This is a genomic window from Caballeronia sp. NK8, assembly GCF_018408855.1.
Lineage (GTDB): Bacteria > Pseudomonadota > Gammaproteobacteria > Burkholderiales > Burkholderiaceae > Caballeronia.
In genome coordinates, this window is the sequence record NZ_AP024325.1 from 1,311,257 (window position 1) to 1,331,467 (window position 20,211).

Sequence of the window (20,211 nt, forward strand, 5' to 3'; positions counted from 1 at the left end):
TGTTGAAACATAAGCTGCTGATCGCGGCACGCGTCGTCGCACTGTCGCTGATCATATTCCTCGGGGGCGTGCATCTTGCACGATTTCTTGCTTACGGCGTTTTCTACCAGATGCCGTTATGGATGTACGACACAATGCGTTTCGTGCTCGACCACACAGGCAATGCTGATTTTCGCGATCCCGACGATATAAGCATGTTGTCGATGCTGTTCTCGCTCATCGCTTGCTGGATCATGACGGGGATTGTCATAGTCACGCTTTACAAGTTTGTGGTCAGACTCATTGATCGCCGTCACAACTCGCGCGTCGCGAAGCGTTGACAGGAATCCTGGATCGCGACTTTCGACATCGTCACGAACCACTCGAAAAAAACCTCCCCACAATCTCATCCCGCAACTGTGTAACCTTCACGTCCCCCACCTTCCGCGGCCTCGCCAATCCCACCTCGATCACATCCCCGATCCGCCCCGGCCGCGCCTCCATCACGACAACGCGATCCGAAAGCAGCACTGCTTCCTCGACATCATGCGTGACGAGCACCATCGTGATCCGCTCGCGCTCCCAGATCCGCTGCAATTCGAGCTGCAAGCGACTGCGCGTCAACGCATCGAGTGCACCGAACGGCTCATCGAGCAGCAGCAACCGAGGCCGGTTCACAAGCCCGCGCGCAATCGCGACGCGTTGCGCCATCCCGCCCGACAACTGATGCGGATAATGCCGCTCATATCCCTCCAAGCCGACGAGCGCGACATGCTCCGCCACCGCACGCGCTTTCTCCGCCTTCGAGAGCGGCGCATTGCGCAATGCGACGGCCACGTTCTGTTCGACATCGAGCCACGGAAACAGCCGATGATCCTGAAACACGATCCCGCGCGACAGGTCCGTCGTCACAATGCGTTCGCCATCGAAGCCGATCTCGCCTTCATGATCGCCATCGAGTCCCGCGATCAGCCGCAGCAACGTCGACTTGCCGCAACCGCTCGCCCCGACGATACTCACGAACTCGCCGCTCGCGATCGACAGGTCGATGCGATCCAGCACCGCCGGCGCCGCATCGTCGTTGAAGCGCTTGCTCACGTGCCGCAGCGTCAGGCCGCTGCCCTGCTCGATTACCGTCGTCATTGTCTGGATTCTCCTCAAGCCGCGTGCGCTGCACCGAACCAGCGCCGCTGCACGCAGCGCGCGAAAGCATTCAACGCCCACCCCGTCAAACCGACCACGATCACGCCGAACACGACGAGATCCATGCGAAACTGCTCGCTGCCATCGACGAGCGTATTGCCGATCCCGCTGCCCGCGACCAGCAGATACTCCGCGCCCAAAGTCGCAAGCCACGAATAAATGAGCGCGAGATAAACGCCCGTGAAAATCGACGGCAACGCGGCGGGCAGCACGACATGCGCCAGCGTCTGCAACCTGCCATAGCGATACGCGCGCGCCACATCGAGCCAGTTCGCGGGCACCGCGCGAATGCCATCGCTCGTATGCATGACCACGGGCACGAGCGCGGCGAGCGACAGGAACACGACCTTCGCGACATCGCCCAGGCCAAACCATACGGAAATCAGCGGAATCCACGCGAACAGCGACACTTGCTTGAAGGTGTTGAAGCTCGGCGCGATCGCGCGATTCGCCAGCTTCGAGATGCCGAGCAATGCGCCGAGCGCGAGGCCGAGCGTCGTGCCGATCGCAAAGCCCGTCAACTCGCGCGCGAGCGATGCGGACAGCGCACGTACGAGCGCACCGCTTCGCACCTGAGCCACGGCGGTATCCCAGACCTGCGCGGGCGACACCATCACGCCGTGCCCCACTTGCGCGCCGCGCGACACGAACCACCACACCGCCAGCGCGCCCAGCGGCAGCACGAGACCGCGCCACGATCCCTTGACGGCGCCCGCTTCCAGATCCAGTGTCGACATGCGTTCTCCTCAGTTGGCCCGGCCGCGCTGCAGCTTGCGCTCGAACGCGTTGAGCAGGCGATCGGCCGCATAGCCGATTGCGCCGACGATCAGCACCGAAGCCAGCACGAGATCGAGCTGAAAGAGCTGACGGCCATACACGATCAGATATCCGAGCCCTTCCGACGAAGCGACCAGTTCCACGACAACGAGCGTGAGCCAGGCCTTCGTGAACGCGAGCCTCACGCCCGTGCCGATGACGGGAATCGCCGCTGGCAAGGTCACGCGCGTGACGACCTGCCAGCGCGTATAGCGATACACCGACGCCACTTCCTGCAACGCGCGCGGCGATCCACGAAAGCCCTGCAGCGTGGACAGCGTGACCGGAACGAGCGCGGCATGCCCGATCAGCAGATACTTCAGCGGCTCGCCGATGCCGACGACGATCATCAGAAACGGCAGCCAGCCGAGCACGGGCACCTGCACGATCGCGTTGAAGCTCGGCAGCACGTATGCCTCCAGCGTGCGGGACAAGCCAAGCAGACCGCCCAGCAGGATGCCGAGCAGCACGCCGCCGCCGAACCCGACCGCGGCGCGCGTCATGCTGGCGGACATATGCAGCCATAACTCGCCGCTCTTCACGAGTGCGCCGAGCGTTTCGAACACGAGCGCGGGCGGCGGCAGCACTTGCGCGGAAATCCATCCGTAATGCGAACCGAGTATCCAAAGCAGCCCACAAAGGATAGGCACGATCCACGGCAGCGCGGTCCAGCCGACCGTGCGCCATGCTTCACTCGACAACGGCCCGCGCGCACGAGTCGCGGGCAGGAATACGCGCGTCAGGGCGTTGGCCATCTATCGATTCTCCGCGACGCGTTGAACGATCGGCTTGCCGGATGCATCGAAGCGCGGCCAGTACGCTTCGAGGCTGAGCGACTTCAACGCCTGCTCCAGATACTTCGGCTCGAACCATCCGTTCACGCTCACAGGCTGACGGATCAGATTCAAGCGCAGCGCATCATCGGCGACGGACTGATAGCGCGCGACGATGAACGGATCGATGAGCGGCGAATTGCGATCCTTCAACGGCTGATTCGCGTATTCGGACGCCCACGATTCGGTCGGAATGCCGGCCTTCGACCACAGCGCGAAAAGCGCATTGCGGTTCGCTTCATCGGATGACCATTGCGCCGCCTGAACGACAGCGGTCACCACCGTCTGCACGGTATCGGGATGCGCGCGCTCGAAGTCATCGAGCACGAGCAAATGCGCCTGACGCGTGAGTTGCAAGCCGCCGTCGCGCGATGCGTACACGATCTTCGCCAGGCCCTGACGTTGCAGCTTGAAGAGCGAGTAATCGAGGAACACGGCATCGACGCCCTTCGATGCGAGCGCGGCCTGCGCCGCGGCGGTATCGAGGTTGATCACGCGCAGATCGCGTTCGGTGAGGCCGTTTTCCTTCAGCACGTTATCGGCGACGAGTTGCAGATTCGTCCCACGAAAGAGACCCACGCGCTTTCCCTTCAGATCCTTGACGCTCTTGATATCGGAGTCGGGCGGCACCGCGAGATAGACGCCCGCGCGCACGTTCGACGCCAGCAGCAGACGCGTCTTCAGTCCGTTCGCGCGGCCGATCACGGAAGGCAGATCGCCCTGATACGCGAAATCGATCTGCTTGTTCGCGAGCGCCTCGTTCACCGCCGGCCCCGCGCCCTTGAAAAAGATCCATTCGACTTTCACGTGCGCGGGCTGCAATGCATCCTCGACGCGATGCTGCAACTGCGCGGTCGCGGCAGGCGACCCGCCGAACGTGGGCGGATCGCCGCTGCCCTGCTGCGCCACGCCGATACGCACCACGGCCGGATCGGCGGCATGCGCGGGACCGATGAGCGCCGCGAACAACGTCGCCGCGCCGATGAGGAGCCTGAATCGTAGTGTCATCGCGTTTCCTGCCTGACGATGCGGCTCCTGCGTCCATCGATACCCACGGGCACATCGCCGTGCACCGTCGCGCGGCGCACGACGCGATGCGCGTCGCCGTAATCGGCCACCGCGTAATGCTGCGTCGCGCGGTTGTCCCAGATCGCCACGTCGCCTTGCGTCCAGCGCCAGCGCACGGTGTTCTCCAGGCGCGTGACGTGGTCGTGGAAGAGTTCGATCAGACGGTCCGAGTCGCGCTGCGACAGGCCGATGAAACGCTGCACGAAGTGGCCGAGGACCAGCGTGCGTTCGCCCGTCTCCGGATGCACGCGCACGACCGGATGCTCCGTTTCATACAGCGTCGAAGTGAACTGCTTGCGATATTCGCGCTCGGATTCCGAATCGGGCGCGTTGCGCGTCGCGGCGTAGTCGTAGGCGTTCGAATGCAGCGCCCACAGCTTGTCGGCGAGTTCGCGCAGGGCGTCCGGCAGGTTCGCGTAGGCGGCGGCCGTGTTGGCCCATACGGTGTCGCCGCCCGCTGGCGGAATCACCACGCCGCGCAGAATCGAAATCTTCGGGTAGGCATCGACGAAGGTGACATCGGTATGCCATGAGTTCGCGCGCGTGCCGTGCTTCGAATCGAGTTCGAGCAGGCGGCTGCTGCCCGCAAGCGAAGGCACGGTCGGATGCGCGACGGTCTCGCCGAAGCGCGCGGCGAACGCTTCCTGCGCAGCGTCGTCGAGATGCGACTGGCCGCGAAAGAACAGCACTTTGTGATCGAGCAGCGCCTGGTTGAGCGCGGCGATGGCGTTGTCGTCGAGATCGGCGGAAAGCGTCACGCCGCGTACTTCCGCGCCGATGCGCCCGCCTATCGCGCGCACCTGAAACGGTTCATTCGACGCAGCGGGAGCGAGCGTGGACCCGGCGGCGAGCGTGGGGATATCGGCCATCGAAAAACTCCGTTGGTTATGCGTTTGTCGGATGCAGGCCGCATGGAATGCGACGGAAACATTGAAGCATCGACAGGACGTTCGACCAACGAAGTGTTTCGACTAAGCTTTACATCGATCAGCGCGATGCATATTGCTGCAGGCCCGCGATACTTTCCCGGAGTTCCGCTTGCAGGCGCGTCATCAGCTCGGCTGCGGGCAACTCGCGCACGAGCGCGGCGGCCTGTCCCGCCCATTGCGCGCCGTAACCGAATTCGCCTTTCGCCTTGGCCGCCGCATGCAGCGACTTGCCTGCATCGTAGGTGACGGGATACGCGGGAATCGCAGGTGCTTCGGCGCCGCGCCCCAGTTCGGTGAACTTGTTGACGAGGCCGCGCGCACGGCGCCCGGAGATGGCGGCCGTGAAGGTCGTGCGGTTCGCCGCATCGCTCAGGATTGCGCGACGATACCCTTCATCGATCGATGTCTCCGTGCAGGGCACGAACGCGGTGCCGAGTTGCGCCGCCTGCGCGCCCAAAGCGAGCGCAGCCGCGATGCCCGCGCCATCCATGATGCCGCCTGCCGCGATCACGGGCACATCGAACCTGCTGGCGAGAAGTCGCGTGAGCGCGAAGACGCCGAGGTTGTCGTCGTCGGCTTGCGGATCGAAGTTGCCGCGATGCCCGCCCGCTTCGATGCCCTGCGCGACGATCGCATCCACGCCCGCCGCCACGAGCTGTTCGGCCTCGCGCAGATTGGTTGCGGAGGCGATCAGTTTGATGCCCGCGCCGCGCAACGCATCGATATATTCCTTCGACGGCAGGCCGAAATGAAAGCTCACGATAGCCGGCTTTTCTTCGACGAACACCTCCAGCATCGCTTCATCGACGACGAAGCTCGTATAGATCTCGCTCAGCGTCGAAGGCGGCGTCGCGTCGTATCGCGCGAACACGGGCGCGAGCCACTCGGTCCATGCTCTTTCGACGGCGGCATCGGCCGTGGCCGGCGCATGACAGAAGACGTTGATGTTGAACGGCTTGCCGGTGAGTTCGCGCGTTTCACGGATCACCTTGCGTGCGCCTTGCGCGTTCATCGCGCCGACGCCGAGCGAGCCGAGGCCGCCCGCATTCGATACGGCCGCCGCGAGCGCGGGCGTGCTTACGCCGGCCATCGGCGCCTGAATGATCGGCGTGTCGATGCCGAGCAGCGATGTCAATGCGTTCTTGCTCATGGATATGCGTCCTCCAGACTTTGCATGATTCAGCGCGTGACGAGCTTCTCGACGATGAAGTCCACGAAAGCCCGCACGCGCGACGACAGATGCCTGCCATGCGGATACAGCAGAATGAACGGCCTGCTGCATCCACCAAATTCGCGCAGCACTTCGGTGAGCGTGCCCGCGCGCAAATCGTCCTCTACGGTGAAGCGGTAGATCTGAAAGAGGCCCGCGCCGCCGCGCGCGAGAGGAATGCCCGCGAGCGCATCGCCGGACGTGCCGTAGCCGCTTTGCGTCGTGATTTCCAGCGGCTCGCCGTTCTGCATGAAGAGCCACGGTACCGGGCGTCCGGTGCTCGGCATCTCGAACTGGATGCATTCGTGAGCGAGCAGATCCTCGATAGTCTTCGGCGTGCCCGCGCGCTTCAGATAAGCAGGCGACGCCACCACGACCAGTTCCGCATCTTCCAGCTTGCGCGCGATCAGACCGGAATCGCGCGGCGCGCGTCCGCGTATCGCGAGGTCGAAGCCTTCATCGGCGAAATCGATGTTGCGGTTGCTCAGATGCGCTTCGACGGTCACGTCGGGATAGCGCTTGCGAAACTCCGCGAGCAGCGGCAGTACGCGATAGTGGCCGTAAGGCGTCGGCATGCTGATGCGCAGCGCGCCTTTCGGGCTGGTCTGCTGTCCCGTCGCTTCGCGTTCCGCTTCCGCGAGACGATTGAGCGCGTCACGGCATTGCTCGAAGTAGCGGCGGCCCGCATCGGTCAGTCGAATCTGGCGCGTGGTGCGTACGAAGAGCCGCACGTCCAGGCGTTTTTCGAGCCGCGCGACGGAGCGGCTCACCGCCGCGGGCGTCACGCTCGCCGCCGTCGCCGCCAGCGTGAAGCTGCCGAGTTCCGCCGCGAGGCAAAAGAGCTCGATGCTGCCGAGAAGGAGATCGTCGAATTGCCGCTGCATGTCAGATGGCTTCGCGTCGTTGTCGGTGCATCTTCCCTGCTTGCGCGCGCACGGTCAACCGACGCGATTTCACTTGAGTTGTTACGTGCGGGAACAGATCGATCGTGCCAGCCCCGAAACACAATCGCCCGCTTGTTCCACACGGGAAAAAGCGGGCGATATTCATGCGTTCATCGAGACCTTACTTCGCGGTGGGCATCGCGAATTCGGCGCCCTTCTCCGTGCTCTCGGGCCAGCGCTGCATGATCGACTTCTGCTTCGTGTAGAAGCGCACGCCTTCCTCGCCATACGCGTGCATGTCGCCGAACAGGCTGCGCTTCCAGCCGCCGAAACCGTGCCATGCCATCGGCACCGGAATCGGCACATTGATGCCGACCATGCCCACTTCGATACGTCGGCCGAACTCGCGCGCGATATGGCCATCGCGCGTATAGCAGGCGACGCCGTTGCCGAACTCATGTTCGTTGACGAGTTCCACCGCTTCGCTGAAGTCCTTCGCGCGCACGCACGCGAGCACCGGACCGAAGATCTCTTCCTTGTAGATACGCATGTCCGGCGTGACGTGATCGAACAGCGTGCCGCCCGTGAAGAAGCCGTCTTCATGGCCCGGCACCTTGTAGCCGCGGCCATCGACGACGAGCGTCGCGCCTTCGTCGACGCCCATCGCGATGTAGCCTTCAATGCGCTCCAGCGCGGCGCGCGTGACGATCGGGCCCATTTCCGCGTCGGCTTCCATGCCGTTGCTGATCTTGAGCTGCTTCGCGCGCTCGGCAAGACGCGGCACGATCTTGTCGGCGACATCGCCCACCAGCACCGCGACCGAGATCGCCATGCAGCGCTCGCCCGCCGAGCCGTAACCCGCGCCGATCAATGCATCGACGGCCTGATCGATATCCGCATCGGGCATCACGACCATGTGATTCTTCGCGCCGCCGAGCGCCTGCACGCGCTTGCCGTGCTTCGCGCCGGTTTCGTAGATGTAGTTCGCGATCGGCGTCGAGCCGACGAAGCTGATTGCCCTGACTTGCGGATGCGTGAGCAATGCATCGACGACGACCTTGTCGCCCTGCACGACGTTGAAGATGCCGTCCGGCAGACCGGCCTGCTTGAGCAGATCGGCCATGAACAGCGACGCGGAGGGATCGCGCTCGCTCGGCTTCAGGATGAACGCGTTGCCCGCCGCGATCGCGACGGGGAACATCCAGCACGGCACCATGCACGGGAAGTTGAACGGCGTGATGCCCGCGACGACGCCGAGCGGCTGGCGCATCGTCCAGTTGTCGATGCCGGTCGAGACCTGCTCGGTGTAATCGCCCTTCAGCAGTTGCGGAATGCCGCACGCGAATTCGATCACGTCGATGCCGCGTGACACTTCGCCCTGCGCGTCCGAAAACACCTTGCCGTGTTCCGCCGTGATGATCGCGGCGAGTTCGTCGCGATGCTTGTTCATCAGTTCGAGAAACTTGAGCATGACGCGCGCGCGGCGGATCGGCGGCATGTCGCGCCACGCCGGGAACGCGGCTTTCGCGCTCGCAACGGCTGCGTCGACATCGGCGGCTTCGCCCAGCACGAGCTTGCGCGGACGCTCGCCCGTGGCGGGATTGAACACCGGCTGCGTGCGCGTGGCCGAGCCATGTGTGCGCTCGCCGTGAATGTAATGGACCACGTCGGCGGTATCGTTGAACGCTTGCATCTCGTCTCCTCGAAGGAATTGGTTTGGCGATGGACACAGTGTAGGAAGCGTTGCGCCCCGTGCAAAGACGCTATGATTGAACTCATTGTTTATATCGGCAAACAATCCGCTGATGGACGAGCAAAAGATCGAAGGTCTCTGGACGCATTTGCACTGGCTCACCGTGCTCGCGGAACAGGGCAGCTATACGGCGGCGGCCGCGCGCCTGAACGTGTCGAAGGCCGCGATGAGCCAGCGTATCGCGGAGCTGGAGCGCGCGGCGGGCGTGCCGCTCGTCACGCGCACGACACGCAGCGTGCGCTTCACGGAAGCGGGGCGCAGGCTCGTCGACGATACGCGCGAGCAGTACGAGCGCATCGCGTCGAGCTTTCTGAGCGTGAAGGAAATGGCGGGCGTCGCGCGCGGCCTGATCCGCGTGACCTCGCCGATGGCGTTTTCGCGGCAACAAATGGTGCCGCGCATGGCGGGATTTCTGCACGCCCATCCGGATGTGCGGGTGCAACTGGAGGCATCGGACCGCCTGAGTTCGATTGCGACCGAAGGCTTCGATCTCGCGGTGCGGCACAGCGCGCAGGTGCCGGATACGCATGTCGCGTGGAAGCTGTGCGATACGCATTCGGTGATCGTCGCGACGCGCGCGTATTTGAAGCGGCGCGGCACGCCCGCGACCCCGACCGATCTCGCCACCCACGACTGCCTCGTCTATCCCCGTCCGCAGGCGTCGAGCATCTGGTCGTTCGAGAGAAAAGGCGGGCGCAAGAGTTCGACCGGGCCTTATACGCTGGCCGTGAACGGGCCTTTTGCGGCGAACAATAGCGAGGTGTTGCGCGATGCCGCGCTCGACGATCTCGGCATTGCGCTATTGCCGGATTTCACCGCGCAGGCAGCGGTGCAGGCGGGAAAGCTCGTCGTGCTGTTGCCGGACTGGCGTCCGGTCGGCGCGTTCGCAGATCAGTTGTTCGTCGTGCGGCCTTATGCGCCGCATGTGCCGCGCGCGGTCGCGCTTTTCATCGGATATTTGCGTGAGGCGTTCGCGGGCGGATTTCCGCTTTAGATTCGAAGTTGTGTAAACGACAAAACGCGCCCGCTGTTACACGGGCGCGTTTCGTTAGACCCCTTGATGCTTAATGATGCGCGAACGTCGGGAACACGTCGCTTTGAACCGCATTGACGCGAGCGCCTGATTGCGCAGAGCCATCCGTCACGCCACCGAACGCGCTTTGCGCCGTGCCGTTTTGCGCTGCGATACGTGCTTCAGCGGCTTGAATGTCAGCGGGATACTTCGAATCGCTGATCACGCCCGGGTTATAGCCGGCCTTTTCGAGTTGAACGATCTGTTGGCGAACTTCAGCGCGGGTCAAAGGCTGATTCGATTGCGCGAACGATGCGACCGGAGCGGCAAAAGCCAGAGCGACCGCTGCAATACCGATGAACTTGTTCATGATTGACCTCCGTACATAAGTTATTAGGTTGCCGCTCACGTTGCTGTGTTTGCTCGTTTGCGACCGTTGAAGAGAGTTTAGGGATCGCACGCCCTAGGGTAAATACTTAAAGAACGAAATCACTTTTGGCGAAATTCGTACTAATCCCGGCACGAACGGCGGTGCGCCAATGCCGTGTTAATCGCCTATAAAGAAAAGCAGCAGTACTGGCGCATTACTTCGATAGCACGAACGATCGTTTATTCAGGGGAATGACCTTGAACCGAATCCTGGTGATCGGCGCTGGCTTCGCCGGTCTGTGGAGCGCGCTGTCGGCGGCGCGCAAGCTCGACGAACTGCATCGCACGGATGAAGCCGAAGTCGCCATCGTCAATCCAGCGCCGTTTCACAGCGTGCGGGTGCGAAATTACGAGCAGCCGCTCGACCCAACGCTCGTGCAGCTCGACACCGTGCTCGGGCCGGCGGGCGTGCGGCTGATTCAGGCCAAAGCAACCGAGATCGACAGCGCGAATCGCCGCGTGAAGATCGAGCGCGATGGCGCATCCGAATCGCTGGACTACGACCGGCTGATTCTCGCCGCAGGCAGCGTGCTCGTGCGGCCGCCGATTCCGGGCCTCGATCGCTTTTCGTTCGATGTGGATACCTACGCGGGCGCGTGCAAGCTGCAGGCGCATCTGCTCACGCTGCCCGCACTGCCCGATACGCCCGGCCGATATACGGCGGTCGTGGTCGGCGCGGGCTTGACCGGCATCGAGCTGGCGGCGGAACTGCCCGCGCGTTTGCGCGAGATCGTCGCGGAGTGCGATCGCGACAAGGTGCGCGTCGTGCTCGCGGATCGCTCGGCGAAGATCGCGCAATCGATGGGCGGCGCGCAGCCCGTCATCGAAGGCGCGTTGAAGACGCTCGATGTCGAGGCGCGCTCCGGTGTGTCGCTGGCCTCGCTCGATGGCCAGAGCGTGACGCTTAACGACGGCGCCGCGAGCGAGCGCATCGAGGCCGCGACGGTCGTCTGGTGCGGCGGCATGCATGCGAACGCGCTGGCGGCGCAACTGCCCGTCGCGCTCGATCCGCTCGGACGCGTGCCGGTCGATGCGTTCCTGCGTGCGGAAGGGGTGCCGGGCGTTTTCGCGGCGGGCGATTGCGCGCGCGTTCTGATCGACGGCACGCGGCCATCGGTGATGTCGTGCCAGCATGGCCGGCCGATGGGACGTTACGCGGGCAACAACGCCGTCTGCGATCTCTTCGGGCTGGAGATGCTGCCGCTGTCGATCGACTGGTACACGACCATCTGCGATCTCGGGCCGTGGGGTGCGGTGTACACGGAGGGATGGGACAGGAAGCTCGTCTCCGAAGGCGAGACGGCGAAGGCGACCAAGCGCACGATCAACGGCGAGCGCATCTATCCGCCGAAAAGCGGCCTGCGCGAGGATATCCTTCGGGCGGCGGCGCCCGTCGTGCAGACGCCGCCGCCAACCGAACGCGAGGAACGCGCTGAATAGCGCTGAAGCGTCAGGCTTTCTTCACGGACGCGTTGTAGATCTCGTCGATCGACACTTCGAGCGTCTTGTCGAACTCGCTGTCGCTCATCGACTTCTTCAGCTCGTTGATGAGCGCGCGCGAGAAGCTCGCGATCATGCCGTGGTTCTGTTCGAGCTTCTTGCATGCGTCGGTGCGCGTATAGCCGCCCGACAGCGCGACGACACGCACGACACGCGGATGCTCGATCAGCGGGCGATAGAAATCCGCTTCATCGGGGATGGTCAGCTTGATCATCACCTTGCTCGATTCCGGCAGCGCGTCGAGGCCCTTGAGCAGTTCGTCGCGCAGGATCTTTTCCGCGCCCTTCTTGTCCGGGCTCTTGATCGAGACTTCGGGTTCGAGAATCGGCACGAGACCATGCTTGATGATCTGCGCGCCCACTTCGAATTGCTGCTTCGCCACTGCGGCGATGCCCTTCTCGTCCGCGTGATGGATCACCGAGCGCATCTTCGTGCCGAACACGCCGAGCTTCACGGCCCGCGCGAGCAGATCGTCGAGGCCGGGAATCGGCTTCATGACCTGCACGCCGTCGGCTTCGGCTTCGAGGCCCTTGTCGACCTTCAGGAACGGCACGACGCCGCGGTCTTCCCACAGAAACGTGGGAACGGGCTTGCCTTCCGCTTCACCGTCCATCGTGCGCTCGAACAGAATTGCGCCGATCACCTTCTTGCCGGTGAACGAAGGCGCGGTCATGATGCGTACGCGCATCTCGTGCATCAGCTTGAACATTTCCGCGTCGCCGCTGTAGGCATCGTCCGCAATGCCGTATTGCCGCAGCGCTCCGGGTGTCGAACCGCCGCTTTGATCCAGCGCGGCGATGAAACCATCCTTCTCAGCCATTTGCGTGAGCATCTTTTCGTTAGCCACGAACATTTCCTCCTCGAAGTTCAAACACCGGACCTTTTTTACGTGCGCGGTCCGGGCTTATGGTTCAGCTTCCACAAGTGTAATGGTTTTGGCGATCGCTCAAGACGTGGAAATCCGCCATTCGTGCGCGTGAGAGGCGCGAATGCGCTTCGATCGTGCGTTGGCGCACGGCCTGCGATAAATACGCTCAGGAGGCGGCGGAGTTGAAGCCGCCCGCGCTGCCGGATCGCCAGACGAAGCCAAAGGCGCGGCGAATCAAGGATGGCGCGCGTTCGAAATCGGCGGCTGGCAGCAGTTCCGCATGATCGTTCGAAATTTCCACGACCGGTTCGACGACCGGTTCGACGACCGGTTCGACGACCGGTTCGACGACCGGTTCGACGACTTCGATTTCCTGCACAGGCGCGAGCTTCTCGCGCGCGTCGCCGCAACGCCGGTTGAGCACGCGGCGCATGTCCGGGTCGTCGATGAGCGCCTGCGCGGTCGCCAGGCCGCGCTCGAATTGCAGCGCGTAGGCGATGTCGGTGAAATCCTCATAGCGGCCGCTATCGGCCAGTTCGAACGCCAGTTCAAGAGTGCGCTGGCGCTTCCATGCGTCGAGATCGTCGTGGCCCGTGCTCACAGATGTCCTCTGCTTCGCGATGAGGTGCCGAAGATGTTAGCCCGCGCCAAACGTTTTGCCGTTGTCGCGCCACAACAAGCAGAGGAAAAGCGCATCAGAAATCGTACAAAAAGCGCTTGCCTGAAGCGCCGGATTCGCGATAGTCCTTGCTTGACACGGCTCGCCCAAGGTATTTAATTCACTCACCCGACCATTCGAAAATGGTGGCCGGCCGCCGACATCTCCTGTCTGCGCTGTGAAGCTGTCCCGACGTATTGGATGTTCGCTCCATGTGGAGCGCGATGTGCCTTTATCGGAGCCGCGTCATGAACCCGCTTTCAGGAAGTCCGGCACGCGTTGCCGCTCTCGCGCTGTCGTGCGCGCTCGCCGCATTCATCGCGGCTTGCGGCGGCTCGGATTCGAACGACACCTCCGTCCCCGACGCCATCACCCAGGTGATGAAAAAGCCGATGTATCAGGGCTCGACATGGGCCTTACGCGTCGTCGACCTGAATTCGGGCGATGTCATCTACGACATGAACTCGAACGCGCAGGTGTATGTCGCCTCGGTGCGCAAGGTGTTCTCGCTCGGCGCAGCGCTCGATCAATACGGCGCACAGCATCAGTTCCAGACGCCGGTGTATCGCCTCGGCACCGTCGATGCGACGGGCACGCTCAACGGCAACCTCGTGCTCGTCGCGAGCGGCGACCTTGCGATGGGCGGCCGCACCAATCCCGACGGCACGCTCGCCTGGACCAATTTCGACCACAACGAAGCGAACAGTCTGGGCAACGCGCAGATCACCACGCCCGATCCGCTCGCGGGCTATGCTTCGCTCGCGGCGCAGGTGGCGGCGGCGGGCATCAAGAAGATCAACGGCGAAGTCGTGATCGACGATCGCCTTTTCGAGCCCTTCGACTTCCGCGACGAATTCGATCTGCGGCCGATCTTCGTCAACGACGATCTCGTCGATACGATCATTGGACAAGGCAGCGCGGGCTCGGCGGCGCCGGTGGATTACCGGCCGAAATCATCGGCGTTCACGGTGCAGTCCACGCTGATGACGGGCGCCGCGGGCAGCAGCGCGAACATCACCGTCACGCCGACGGACCCGACCTGTTTCGGCACGCTGCCGTGTGGCGGCGTGCTGGGCGGCACGATTCCGGCCGATTACGTGCCGCCGATCGTCCCGAGCTTCCCGGTGATCCGCACGTTTCGCATCACGCAGCCCTCGAACTACGCGCGCACGGTGCTCATCGAGGCGCTCGCGCGCGCGGGCGTGACCGTCACCGCGACGGCGGTGGAGAACAATCCGGTGCAACTGCTGCCCGCGAAGAACTCATACGCAGCGGACACGCGCGTCGCGCAGCTCACGTCGCAGCCGTACAGTGAATATACGAAGTGGATTCTGAAGGTCAGCTACAACATCGGCGCGGACACGGGCCTGATGCTGTTCGGCGTCGCGAACAACGGCTCGACCACGCTCGACGCGGCGCTCGCCGCCGAAAACGCGACGCTCTCGAGCGCACCGTTCAATGTGCCGATGAACCAGACGCACTTCATCGACGGCAGCGGCGGCGGCGAGACCACGGCCACGCCGGTCGCGGTCATCGCGATGCTGCGCGCGATGAACGGCCGCCCGGCCTTCCCGGCATACGTCGATTCGATGCCGTTCCTCGGCGTCGACGGCTCGCTCGCGAGCACGACCGCCTTCGAAAGCGATCCGACGCTCGCGGGCGCGAAAGGCAAGGTCTACGCGAAGACGGGCACGTATGCGATCGGCACCGATCTCCCGAACGGCCAGGTACAGACGACGCTCAAGGGACAGGCGCTCGCGGGCTATATCGACGCGAAGAGCGGCCGCAGGCTCGCGTTCGCGCTGATGGTGAACAACGTGCCGATCACCGACGTCCCCGACATCCTCAACGTCTTCAACGACCAAGGCACGATCGCGGCGAACATCTGGAAGCTGCAGTAACCCGCGTGCGGCTCACCACGCGGCGGCAAACGCCAGCACCGCGCGATTGAACGCGCCGGGGCTGGCGGCGTTCATGCCGTGCGACGCGCCCGCGATCGTCTGACGCTCCGCGAACTCGATCCACTCTTCCAGCCGGTCGACGTTGTTGCGGAACATGCGCGGGCTCTTCTGCCCGTCGATGAGCAGCGTGCGGCACTTGATGTCGCGCGCCGCTTCGCGCGTGTAGGCGGGCAACGGATCGCGGAATTGCTTGGGCAGCGTGAGCGCGTTGTCGAGCGCCATGCGCCGGAAACTCTCCGAACTCTTATTCCAGAAGCCCAGCATGCTCACCGAATCGACGAACATCTCCAGCCCCTTGTCGAACTCGCCCTGCTCGATCAGCTCCGCGACGCGCGCGCGCAGCGCGTTGGTCGCGGGCGGCAGCGTGGCCGGCACGGCCTGCGGCGTCGTTTGCAGCGGGCCGCCCGGATCGGCGAGCGTGAGCGTCTTCACGAGCCGCGGATACTCGCGCGCCAGATGAAACGCGATGCAGCCGCCGCGCGAATGCCCGACGAGATGCACCGGCGCGAGATCGAGCGATGCGATGAACTCGGCCATTTCCGTGACGTGCGCTTCCCAGCCGAATTCGCCGCGCACGAAGGCATCGACAGCGGGCCAGTAGTGCGACAGGCTCGGCGCGACGCAGCGGAACTGCTTCGCGAGCGGGAGGATCTGCGCGCTCCAGTAGCGGTAATCGCACAGCGAGCCATGCACGAAGACGAGCGGCTCGCCCTCGCCGCACTCGATGTACGGCACCGAAACCCCCGACGCCGTCGTGGCGAACGACGGTTCGGGCAGGCCTTGCACGGCAGTGAGGACGGAAAGATCGGTTCGCGCGTTCATTGGATTCGCTCCTTTGATGCGACTATGCGCCGCACTGCACCAAAAGAAAAACGCATAATTTTGATAGAATCGTTCAGATTTTCTGATACCAAACGGTCGTTCACCATGAAAGCGCTCGATCTGGATGTCCTGTCGATGATCGTCGCCGTCGCGGATACCGGCAATATCAGCCGCGCGGCGGAGCTCGTGCATCGCTCGCAATCGGCGGTGAGCATGCAGATCAAGACGCTGGAAACCGCGCTGGGCAAGGCGCTGTTCGTGCGCAAGCCGCGCAGCGTGGTGCCGACGCAGGACGGCGAGGTGCTGCTCACCTACGCGCGCCGCATGATCGCGCTGCGCGACGAGGCGTGGGCGGCGGTGGTGCGGCCCGACGTGACCGGGCGCGTGGTGATCGGCGTGCCTGACGATTACGCGTCGTCGCTGTTTCCGCCGATCCTCAAGAAATTCTCGGCGACGTATCCGAAGGTCGAGATTCAGGTAGTCGGCCTGCCGAGCCTCGCGCTCGCGCCGATGGTGAAGGACGGCACGGTCGATCTCGTCTGCGCGACGCGCGTGAAGGGGCTGTCCGGCGAATTCCTGCGCCACGAGCCGATGGTGTGGGCCGCCGCACCCGGCGCGACCGAAATCTGGAAAGAGCGGCCCTTGCCGATCGCGGTGTTCTTGCCCGGCAGCGTCGCGCGCGAGAACGCGATTCGCAGTCTCGAGCGCGCGCGCATCGCCTATCGGACGTCGTATGAAAGCCCGAGCCTGCTCGGTCTCTTGACGATGGCCGAAGCGGGCCTTGCCGTGACGCCGCTCGCGAAATGCGCGGTGCCTGCGCATTTCACGCTGCTCGGAGCGGCGCAAGGCCTGCCCGACATCGGCACGCTCGAAGTCGTGCTCGCGCGCAGCGCGGCGTCGAGACGGCCGCCTTGCGACTTTCTCGCCGAGCGCATCATGGCCGAGTTGCGGCGCTGATCGCGGCTTCGACTGCGCGCATGCGGCGGGCGGTCCACGCGCGCAACATGCCGTTCGACGCGACCATCGGCAACGATGCCGCGATGATGCGATACACGTCGTTGCGGCGAACCTTCGAGATTCTGGCGGGATCGAGCCACGCGTCGTTGTGCGCGAGCAGCACGAGCGTGTCGAGACCGATCATGATCGGCCACAGGCACGCGAGGCGCAGACGAACCGCGCTCGGTGGAATCGCGAGTGTGTAATCGACCGCGTCCTGGAACAGCGCAAGCGTCGTGCGCAACAGATCGAACAGCACGGGCCGCGCGCGCGCCGACGATTCCGGTTGCAGGAGATCGCGCGGCGTCAGTCCATGACGTGCGAGCATCGATTCGGGCAGATAGCAGCGGCCGATGCGCAGATCGCGCGCGCAGTCGCGCAGCACGTTCGTCATCTGCAGCGCACGGCCGAAGCGCACGCCGAGCGCGAGCATGGTTTCGGGCGCGGCCTTCAACGTGCCCGGCTCGTGCGCGTAGGTCATCTTCGTCCAGAATTCGCCGACGCAGCCCGCGACGAGATACGTATAGCGGTCCAGCTCGCCGATTTCCTGCAACGCGACGATCTCGCCGGATGTCTCGTCGGGGAACGTGCGCAGATCGAACTCCATGCCGGTGCTGAGCGTCGTGACGATGTCGCGGACGGCGGCCTGATCCTGAACGCCGAGCTGCGGCAGGATCGCGAGCGCGGCGCCCAGGCTTTCGAGCAACGCGCGCTCGTCAGGCTGTGCCTGCTCACCGGCGACTTCGCCCGCGATGCGCGCGAGCGCGCCGTCATCGGCTGCGCCATTGATTTGCGCGCGCAATGACAGCAGCAGTTCGAGACGGCGTTGCGGCGAAATCAGCGAGGTATCCGCGATCGTATCCGCCGCGCGCGCGAGCAGATACGCCAGCCCGATGGGATCGCGCATGCCGGCCGGCAGGATGCGCAGCGTGAGATAGAACGAGCGCGACACGCTCTTGAGAAGCGGGCCCAGAAGAACGGCCCGGGGCGAATTGTTCATGAGCTGGATCGGAAAGCCTTGGCGAGGCGCGCGATGATCGCGCGCCGCCGCATTGTATCCGTCCCGCCTCAATGACGATGCGCGCGTTTCCTGCTGTGCCGTGGATGAGGCGCGATGCGCAGCATGATGCGCTCGGGCGCCTGTGGCGTGGCCGCTTGCGCGACCGTCTGGCTGACCGGTTCGAGGATCACCTGTGCGCTTCCCGCGCGTTGCAGACCGAGTTCGACGGCCGCGGCAAACGACAGATCGATCACGCGGCCTTTCGCGAACGGACCGCGATCGTTGATCCGCACAATGACCGATCTCGTCCTCGCGAGGGTGCTCACGCGCACGCGGGTGCCGATCGGCAACGTGCGATGCGCGGCGGTCAGCGCCCGCATGTCGTAGCGTTCGCCGCTGGCCGTGCGGCGGCCCTGGAACTTCCCGCTGTAGTAAGACGCCCAGCCGATCTGCGGTGCGACGTTCGCTCTCGCGCTGTGATAGTCGAGCGGCTCGGCATCGAGCGAGTTGCTTTCGTGACCTTGCATCGAATCCGCGACGCGTGCGCCTTCCGTCAAAATAGCCGGCGCGTCCGCTTCCTTCGACAGCGCGGGCGAATGCCCGGCGCATCCGGTCAAGGTCGCGCACGCGCCCGACGCGGCGATGGCCGCGATCCCGGCCGCACCCCAGTGCGCGATGAATCCGTTGTCCTGCATGAGCGAGCCTCTCCAATGAAAAATGCCGACACGTTTGGTATCGGCTCGCTCACAACGTACGCCACGCGTCGAAGTTGACGCGTGCGCCGAAGTTATGACCCATCTTTACAGAAGGAGCACCTGATTTACGGCGCTCGATTCATCCGCGCGGCCCATAGTCCAGCTTCGGGTACCAGTTCGTCCCGCGTCCCTCGGGCGTCATATCGAGCACCGTCCAGAGCGGCATCAGATCGGGCGCGCCGCGCGGGTCCTCGCCGGGGTCGGCGCTATCGAAATCCATCTCGCCGCTCCAGAAATGGCGGATCACGCCGTCGCGCCGCGTGAACACGTTGAGCGCGGGTTCGTCGCCGCCTTCCTTCGATATCGCGTGATAATCGCGGCTGAATTCGCCATTGGTATCGGAGAAAAGCGGGAGATCGCGCCAGCCGCGTTCCTTCTTGAACGCGACGAGCTTCGCGAGCGGCGAACGCGCGATCACCGCAAGCGCGACGCGCTGCTCGATATCGCGCGCCTCGCCTTCCCACGCCGACAGCAGCGACGTGCACATGGGACACGGCCGCTCGCGCTGCGGTCCGAACATGTAGCTATAGGTGACGAGCGTTTCCTTGTCGCCGAACAGTCCGGCGAAATCGACCGCTCCGCGCTCGCCTTCGAATCGATAATCGCCCTTCACTTCGCCGCCGGGCGGCAGCGCGCGACGCATCTGCGCGACGCGCTCGATATGCCGCCGCAACTCGATTTCCTCCGCCAGCAATTCGGTCCGTGCGCGCCGGTATTCGGCGCTTTCATTGGGAAACCGCATTGTCGCGCGCATCGCGAGTTCACGGGCTGAAATGTAGTTCGTGGTCGTGTTCATGTTCGATCTCCTCAACGATAATCGGCTCAATCGCGGTCCGGCGCGCCGAGCGGAAACAGCTTCCGGTACGGCCGCGCTTCGTCGACCGCGCGTGCGAACGAAGGCCGCGCGAGCAGACGCTTGCGATACGCGATCACGTTCGGATAAGCGTCCGCGATTCGATGGCACCAGTCGGCATAGAACAGGAACGGCGCGGCGCCGCAATCGGCGAGGCTGAAGGTGTCGCCCGCCGCCCATTCGCGCGTCGCCATCTTGCGTTCGAGAAACGCGTAGGACGTTTCGAGCATCGCGTGGGCATCGGCGACGCCGCGCGTATCGCGCTCCGCGGAATCGCGCATGGCGTCAAAGACGATTTTCTGCCCCGGCGTCGAGACGTAATTGTCGAAGAAGCGATCCATCCAGCGCGTTTCAAGCGCGTCGCGCGGATCGGCGGGAATGAGACGCACCGGGCCCGGGTGATGCAACCCGAGATATTCGATGATCACGGTCGCCTCGATCACCGGCCGCCCGTCGTCGACGAGCACCGGGAAGCGTTTCATCGGCCAAATTTCGGTGAGTTCCCGCATTGATTGCGGCGTTTCCGGCGTGAGCGCGCGCCATTCGAAGGGCGTGCCGTTCTCGTACAGCGCCACCAGCACCTTCTGACAATACGAGGAAAACGGGTGTGCATACAGTTGCAAACTCATCTGACAGCCTCCGGGTCGTCAAGCGGTTCAGGATGCGGCGCGACGGTCATGCG

At 64.1% G+C, this 20,211-nt stretch carries 21 protein-coding genes; 5 read left to right on the plus strand and 16 right to left on the minus strand.

The features are described 5' to 3' along the window. Positions 1-2 precede the first annotated feature (2 nt). A complete protein-coding gene (locus tag NK8_RS31300; protein ID WP_213232086.1) occupies positions 3-320 on the plus strand; it encodes a hypothetical protein in 318 nt (105 codons plus the stop codon). Between the two features lie 31 nt (positions 321-351). Here NK8_RS31300 and NK8_RS31305 read toward each other — a convergent pair whose 3' ends face one another. The 8 genes from NK8_RS31305 to NK8_RS31340 form a co-directional block, all read right to left on the minus strand. Next, positions 352-1,122, minus strand: a complete 771-nt coding sequence (locus tag NK8_RS31305) for an ABC transporter ATP-binding protein (RefSeq protein WP_213232088.1) — start codon at positions 1,120-1,122, stop codon at positions 352-354. 14 nt (positions 1,123-1,136) lie between these two features. After that, positions 1,137-1,919 (minus strand): ABC transporter permease, encoded by a 783-nt coding sequence (locus NK8_RS31310; RefSeq protein ID WP_213232090.1) that lies wholly within the window; start codon positions 1,917-1,919, stop codon positions 1,137-1,139. A gap of 9 nt (positions 1,920-1,928) precedes the next feature. Then, on the minus strand, positions 1,929-2,753 hold the full coding sequence (locus NK8_RS31315) for an ABC transporter permease (RefSeq protein ID WP_213232091.1): 825 nt from the start codon (positions 2,751-2,753) through the stop codon (positions 1,929-1,931). Continuing rightward, positions 2,754-3,839 (minus strand): ABC transporter substrate-binding protein, encoded by a 1,086-nt coding sequence (locus tag NK8_RS31320; protein ID WP_213232093.1) that lies wholly within the window; start codon positions 3,837-3,839, stop codon positions 2,754-2,756. It abuts the gene before it with no gap. Then, complete coding sequence (locus NK8_RS31325) at positions 3,836-4,768, minus strand: TauD/TfdA family dioxygenase (RefSeq protein ID WP_162070533.1); 933 nt, start codon at positions 4,766-4,768, stop codon at positions 3,836-3,838. The genes NK8_RS31320 and NK8_RS31325 overlap by 4 nt, the downstream gene beginning before the upstream one ends. 118 nt (positions 4,769-4,886) lie before the next feature. Beyond that, positions 4,887-5,978: a nitronate monooxygenase family protein gene (locus NK8_RS31330; RefSeq protein WP_213232094.1), complete on the minus strand. Its 1,092-nt coding sequence runs from the start codon at positions 5,976-5,978 to the stop codon at positions 4,887-4,889. Positions 5,979-6,007: 29 nt separating this feature from the next. Continuing rightward, the gene (locus NK8_RS31335) at positions 6,008-6,922 is read right to left on the minus strand and encodes a LysR family transcriptional regulator (protein ID WP_213232096.1); all 915 of its coding nucleotides are present in this window, start codon (positions 6,920-6,922) and stop codon (positions 6,008-6,010) included. A gap of 181 nt (positions 6,923-7,103) precedes the next feature. Then, complete coding sequence (locus tag NK8_RS31340) at positions 7,104-8,615, minus strand: CoA-acylating methylmalonate-semialdehyde dehydrogenase (RefSeq protein WP_213232098.1); 1,512 nt, start codon at positions 8,613-8,615, stop codon at positions 7,104-7,106. A gap of 112 nt (positions 8,616-8,727) precedes the next feature. On the opposite strand from NK8_RS31340, the gene NK8_RS31345 reads away from it, so the two are divergent. After that, a complete protein-coding gene (locus NK8_RS31345; RefSeq protein ID WP_213232100.1) occupies positions 8,728-9,669 on the plus strand; it encodes a LysR family transcriptional regulator in 942 nt (313 codons plus the stop codon). A gap of 70 nt (positions 9,670-9,739) precedes the next feature. Here NK8_RS31345 and NK8_RS31350 read toward each other — a convergent pair whose 3' ends face one another. Next, on the minus strand, positions 9,740-10,057 hold the full coding sequence (locus NK8_RS31350; RefSeq protein WP_213233263.1) for a DUF4148 domain-containing protein: 318 nt from the start codon (positions 10,055-10,057) through the stop codon (positions 9,740-9,742). A gap of 257 nt (positions 10,058-10,314) precedes the next feature. Between NK8_RS31350 and NK8_RS31355 the strand changes: the two genes are divergently transcribed. Continuing rightward, entirely contained in the window at positions 10,315-11,556 is a 1,242-nt protein-coding gene (locus NK8_RS31355; protein ID WP_213232102.1) for an NAD(P)/FAD-dependent oxidoreductase, read from the plus strand. A 10-nt stretch (positions 11,557-11,566) separates the two neighbouring features. On the opposite strand, the gene NK8_RS31360 is transcribed toward NK8_RS31355, so the two are convergent. Together NK8_RS31360 and NK8_RS31365 are read right to left on the minus strand one after the other, a co-directional pair. Beyond that, complete coding sequence (locus tag NK8_RS31360; protein ID WP_162070526.1) at positions 11,567-12,463, minus strand: fructose bisphosphate aldolase; 897 nt, start codon at positions 12,461-12,463, stop codon at positions 11,567-11,569. A gap of 187 nt (positions 12,464-12,650) precedes the next feature. Beyond that, on the minus strand, positions 12,651-13,085 hold the full coding sequence (locus NK8_RS31365; protein WP_213232104.1) for a hypothetical protein: 435 nt from the start codon (positions 13,083-13,085) through the stop codon (positions 12,651-12,653). Between the two features lie 305 nt (positions 13,086-13,390). Here NK8_RS31365 and NK8_RS31370 point away from each other — a divergent pair, with 305 nt between their 5' ends. Next, a complete protein-coding gene (locus tag NK8_RS31370) occupies positions 13,391-15,043 on the plus strand; it encodes a D-alanyl-D-alanine carboxypeptidase/D-alanyl-D-alanine-endopeptidase (RefSeq protein WP_213232106.1) in 1,653 nt (550 codons plus the stop codon). Between the two features lie 12 nt (positions 15,044-15,055). Here NK8_RS31370 and NK8_RS31375 read toward each other — a convergent pair whose 3' ends face one another. After that, a complete protein-coding gene (locus NK8_RS31375; protein ID WP_213232108.1) occupies positions 15,056-15,925 on the minus strand; it encodes an alpha/beta fold hydrolase in 870 nt (289 codons plus the stop codon). A gap of 105 nt (positions 15,926-16,030) precedes the next feature. Between NK8_RS31375 and NK8_RS31380 the strand changes: the two genes are divergently transcribed. Continuing rightward, a complete protein-coding gene (locus tag NK8_RS31380) occupies positions 16,031-16,882 on the plus strand; it encodes a LysR substrate-binding domain-containing protein (RefSeq protein WP_213232110.1) in 852 nt (283 codons plus the stop codon). Here NK8_RS31380 and NK8_RS31385 read toward each other — a convergent pair. From NK8_RS31385 to NK8_RS31400, 4 genes are all read right to left on the minus strand, one after another. Next, the gene (locus NK8_RS31385) at positions 16,860-17,921 is read right to left on the minus strand and encodes a phytoene/squalene synthase family protein (protein WP_213232112.1); all 1,062 of its coding nucleotides are present in this window, start codon (positions 17,919-17,921) and stop codon (positions 16,860-16,862) included. The two genes, NK8_RS31380 and NK8_RS31385, sit on opposite strands and share 23 nt — an antisense overlap. 68 nt (positions 17,922-17,989) lie before the next feature. Continuing rightward, a complete protein-coding gene (locus NK8_RS31390) occupies positions 17,990-18,616 on the minus strand; it encodes a septal ring lytic transglycosylase RlpA family protein (protein WP_213232114.1) in 627 nt (208 codons plus the stop codon). Positions 18,617-18,755: 139 nt separating this feature from the next. After that, positions 18,756-19,472 carry a DUF899 family protein gene (locus NK8_RS31395; protein WP_213232116.1) on the minus strand — a complete coding sequence of 239 codons (717 nt, stop codon included), beginning with the start codon at positions 19,470-19,472 and terminating at the stop codon, positions 18,756-18,758. Between the two features lie 26 nt (positions 19,473-19,498). Continuing rightward, on the minus strand, positions 19,499-20,158 hold the full coding sequence (locus tag NK8_RS31400) for a glutathione S-transferase family protein (protein WP_213232117.1): 660 nt from the start codon (positions 20,156-20,158) through the stop codon (positions 19,499-19,501). Positions 20,159-20,211: the final 53 nt, after the last annotated feature.

Excerpts from the sequence above, each read along its gene's own strand:
- NK8_RS31325 (WP_162070533.1), bottom strand. The coding sequence starts at position 4,768 with ATGGCCGATATCCCCACGCTCGCCGCCGGGTCCACGCTCGCTCCCGCT.
- NK8_RS31305 (WP_213232088.1), bottom strand. The coding sequence starts at position 1,122 with ATGACGACGGTAATCGAGCAGGGCAGCGGCCTGACGCTGCGGCACGTG.
- NK8_RS31340 (WP_213232098.1), bottom strand. The coding sequence starts at position 8,615 with ATGCAAGCGTTCAACGATACCGCCGACGTGGTCCATTACATTCACGGC.
- NK8_RS31345 (WP_213232100.1), top strand. The coding sequence starts at position 8,728 with ATGGACGAGCAAAAGATCGAAGGTCTCTGGACGCATTTGCACTGGCTC.
- NK8_RS31320 (WP_213232093.1), bottom strand. The coding sequence starts at position 3,839 with ATGACACTACGATTCAGGCTCCTCATCGGCGCGGCGACGTTGTTCGCG.
- NK8_RS31335 (WP_213232096.1), bottom strand. The coding sequence starts at position 6,922 with ATGCAGCGGCAATTCGACGATCTCCTTCTCGGCAGCATCGAGCTCTTT.
- NK8_RS31390 (WP_213232114.1), bottom strand. The coding sequence starts at position 18,616 with ATGCAGGACAACGGATTCATCGCGCACTGGGGTGCGGCCGGGATCGCG.
- NK8_RS31350 (WP_213233263.1), bottom strand. The coding sequence starts at position 10,057 with ATGAACAAGTTCATCGGTATTGCAGCGGTCGCTCTGGCTTTTGCCGCT.
- NK8_RS31400 (WP_213232117.1), bottom strand. The coding sequence starts at position 20,158 with ATGAGTTTGCAACTGTATGCACACCCGTTTTCCTCGTATTGTCAGAAG.
- NK8_RS31385 (WP_213232112.1), bottom strand. The coding sequence starts at position 17,921 with ATGAACAATTCGCCCCGGGCCGTTCTTCTGGGCCCGCTTCTCAAGAGC.
- NK8_RS31395 (WP_213232116.1), bottom strand. The coding sequence starts at position 19,472 with ATGAACACGACCACGAACTACATTTCAGCCCGTGAACTCGCGATGCGC.
- NK8_RS31315 (WP_213232091.1), bottom strand. The coding sequence starts at position 2,753 with ATGGCCAACGCCCTGACGCGCGTATTCCTGCCCGCGACTCGTGCGCGC.
- NK8_RS31375 (WP_213232108.1), bottom strand. The coding sequence starts at position 15,925 with ATGAACGCGCGAACCGATCTTTCCGTCCTCACTGCCGTGCAAGGCCTG.
- NK8_RS31310 (WP_213232090.1), bottom strand. The coding sequence starts at position 1,919 with ATGTCGACACTGGATCTGGAAGCGGGCGCCGTCAAGGGATCGTGGCGC.
- NK8_RS31380 (WP_213232110.1), top strand. The coding sequence starts at position 16,031 with ATGAAAGCGCTCGATCTGGATGTCCTGTCGATGATCGTCGCCGTCGCG.
- NK8_RS31330 (WP_213232094.1), bottom strand. The coding sequence starts at position 5,978 with ATGAGCAAGAACGCATTGACATCGCTGCTCGGCATCGACACGCCGATC.
- NK8_RS31370 (WP_213232106.1), top strand. The coding sequence starts at position 13,391 with ATGAACCCGCTTTCAGGAAGTCCGGCACGCGTTGCCGCTCTCGCGCTG.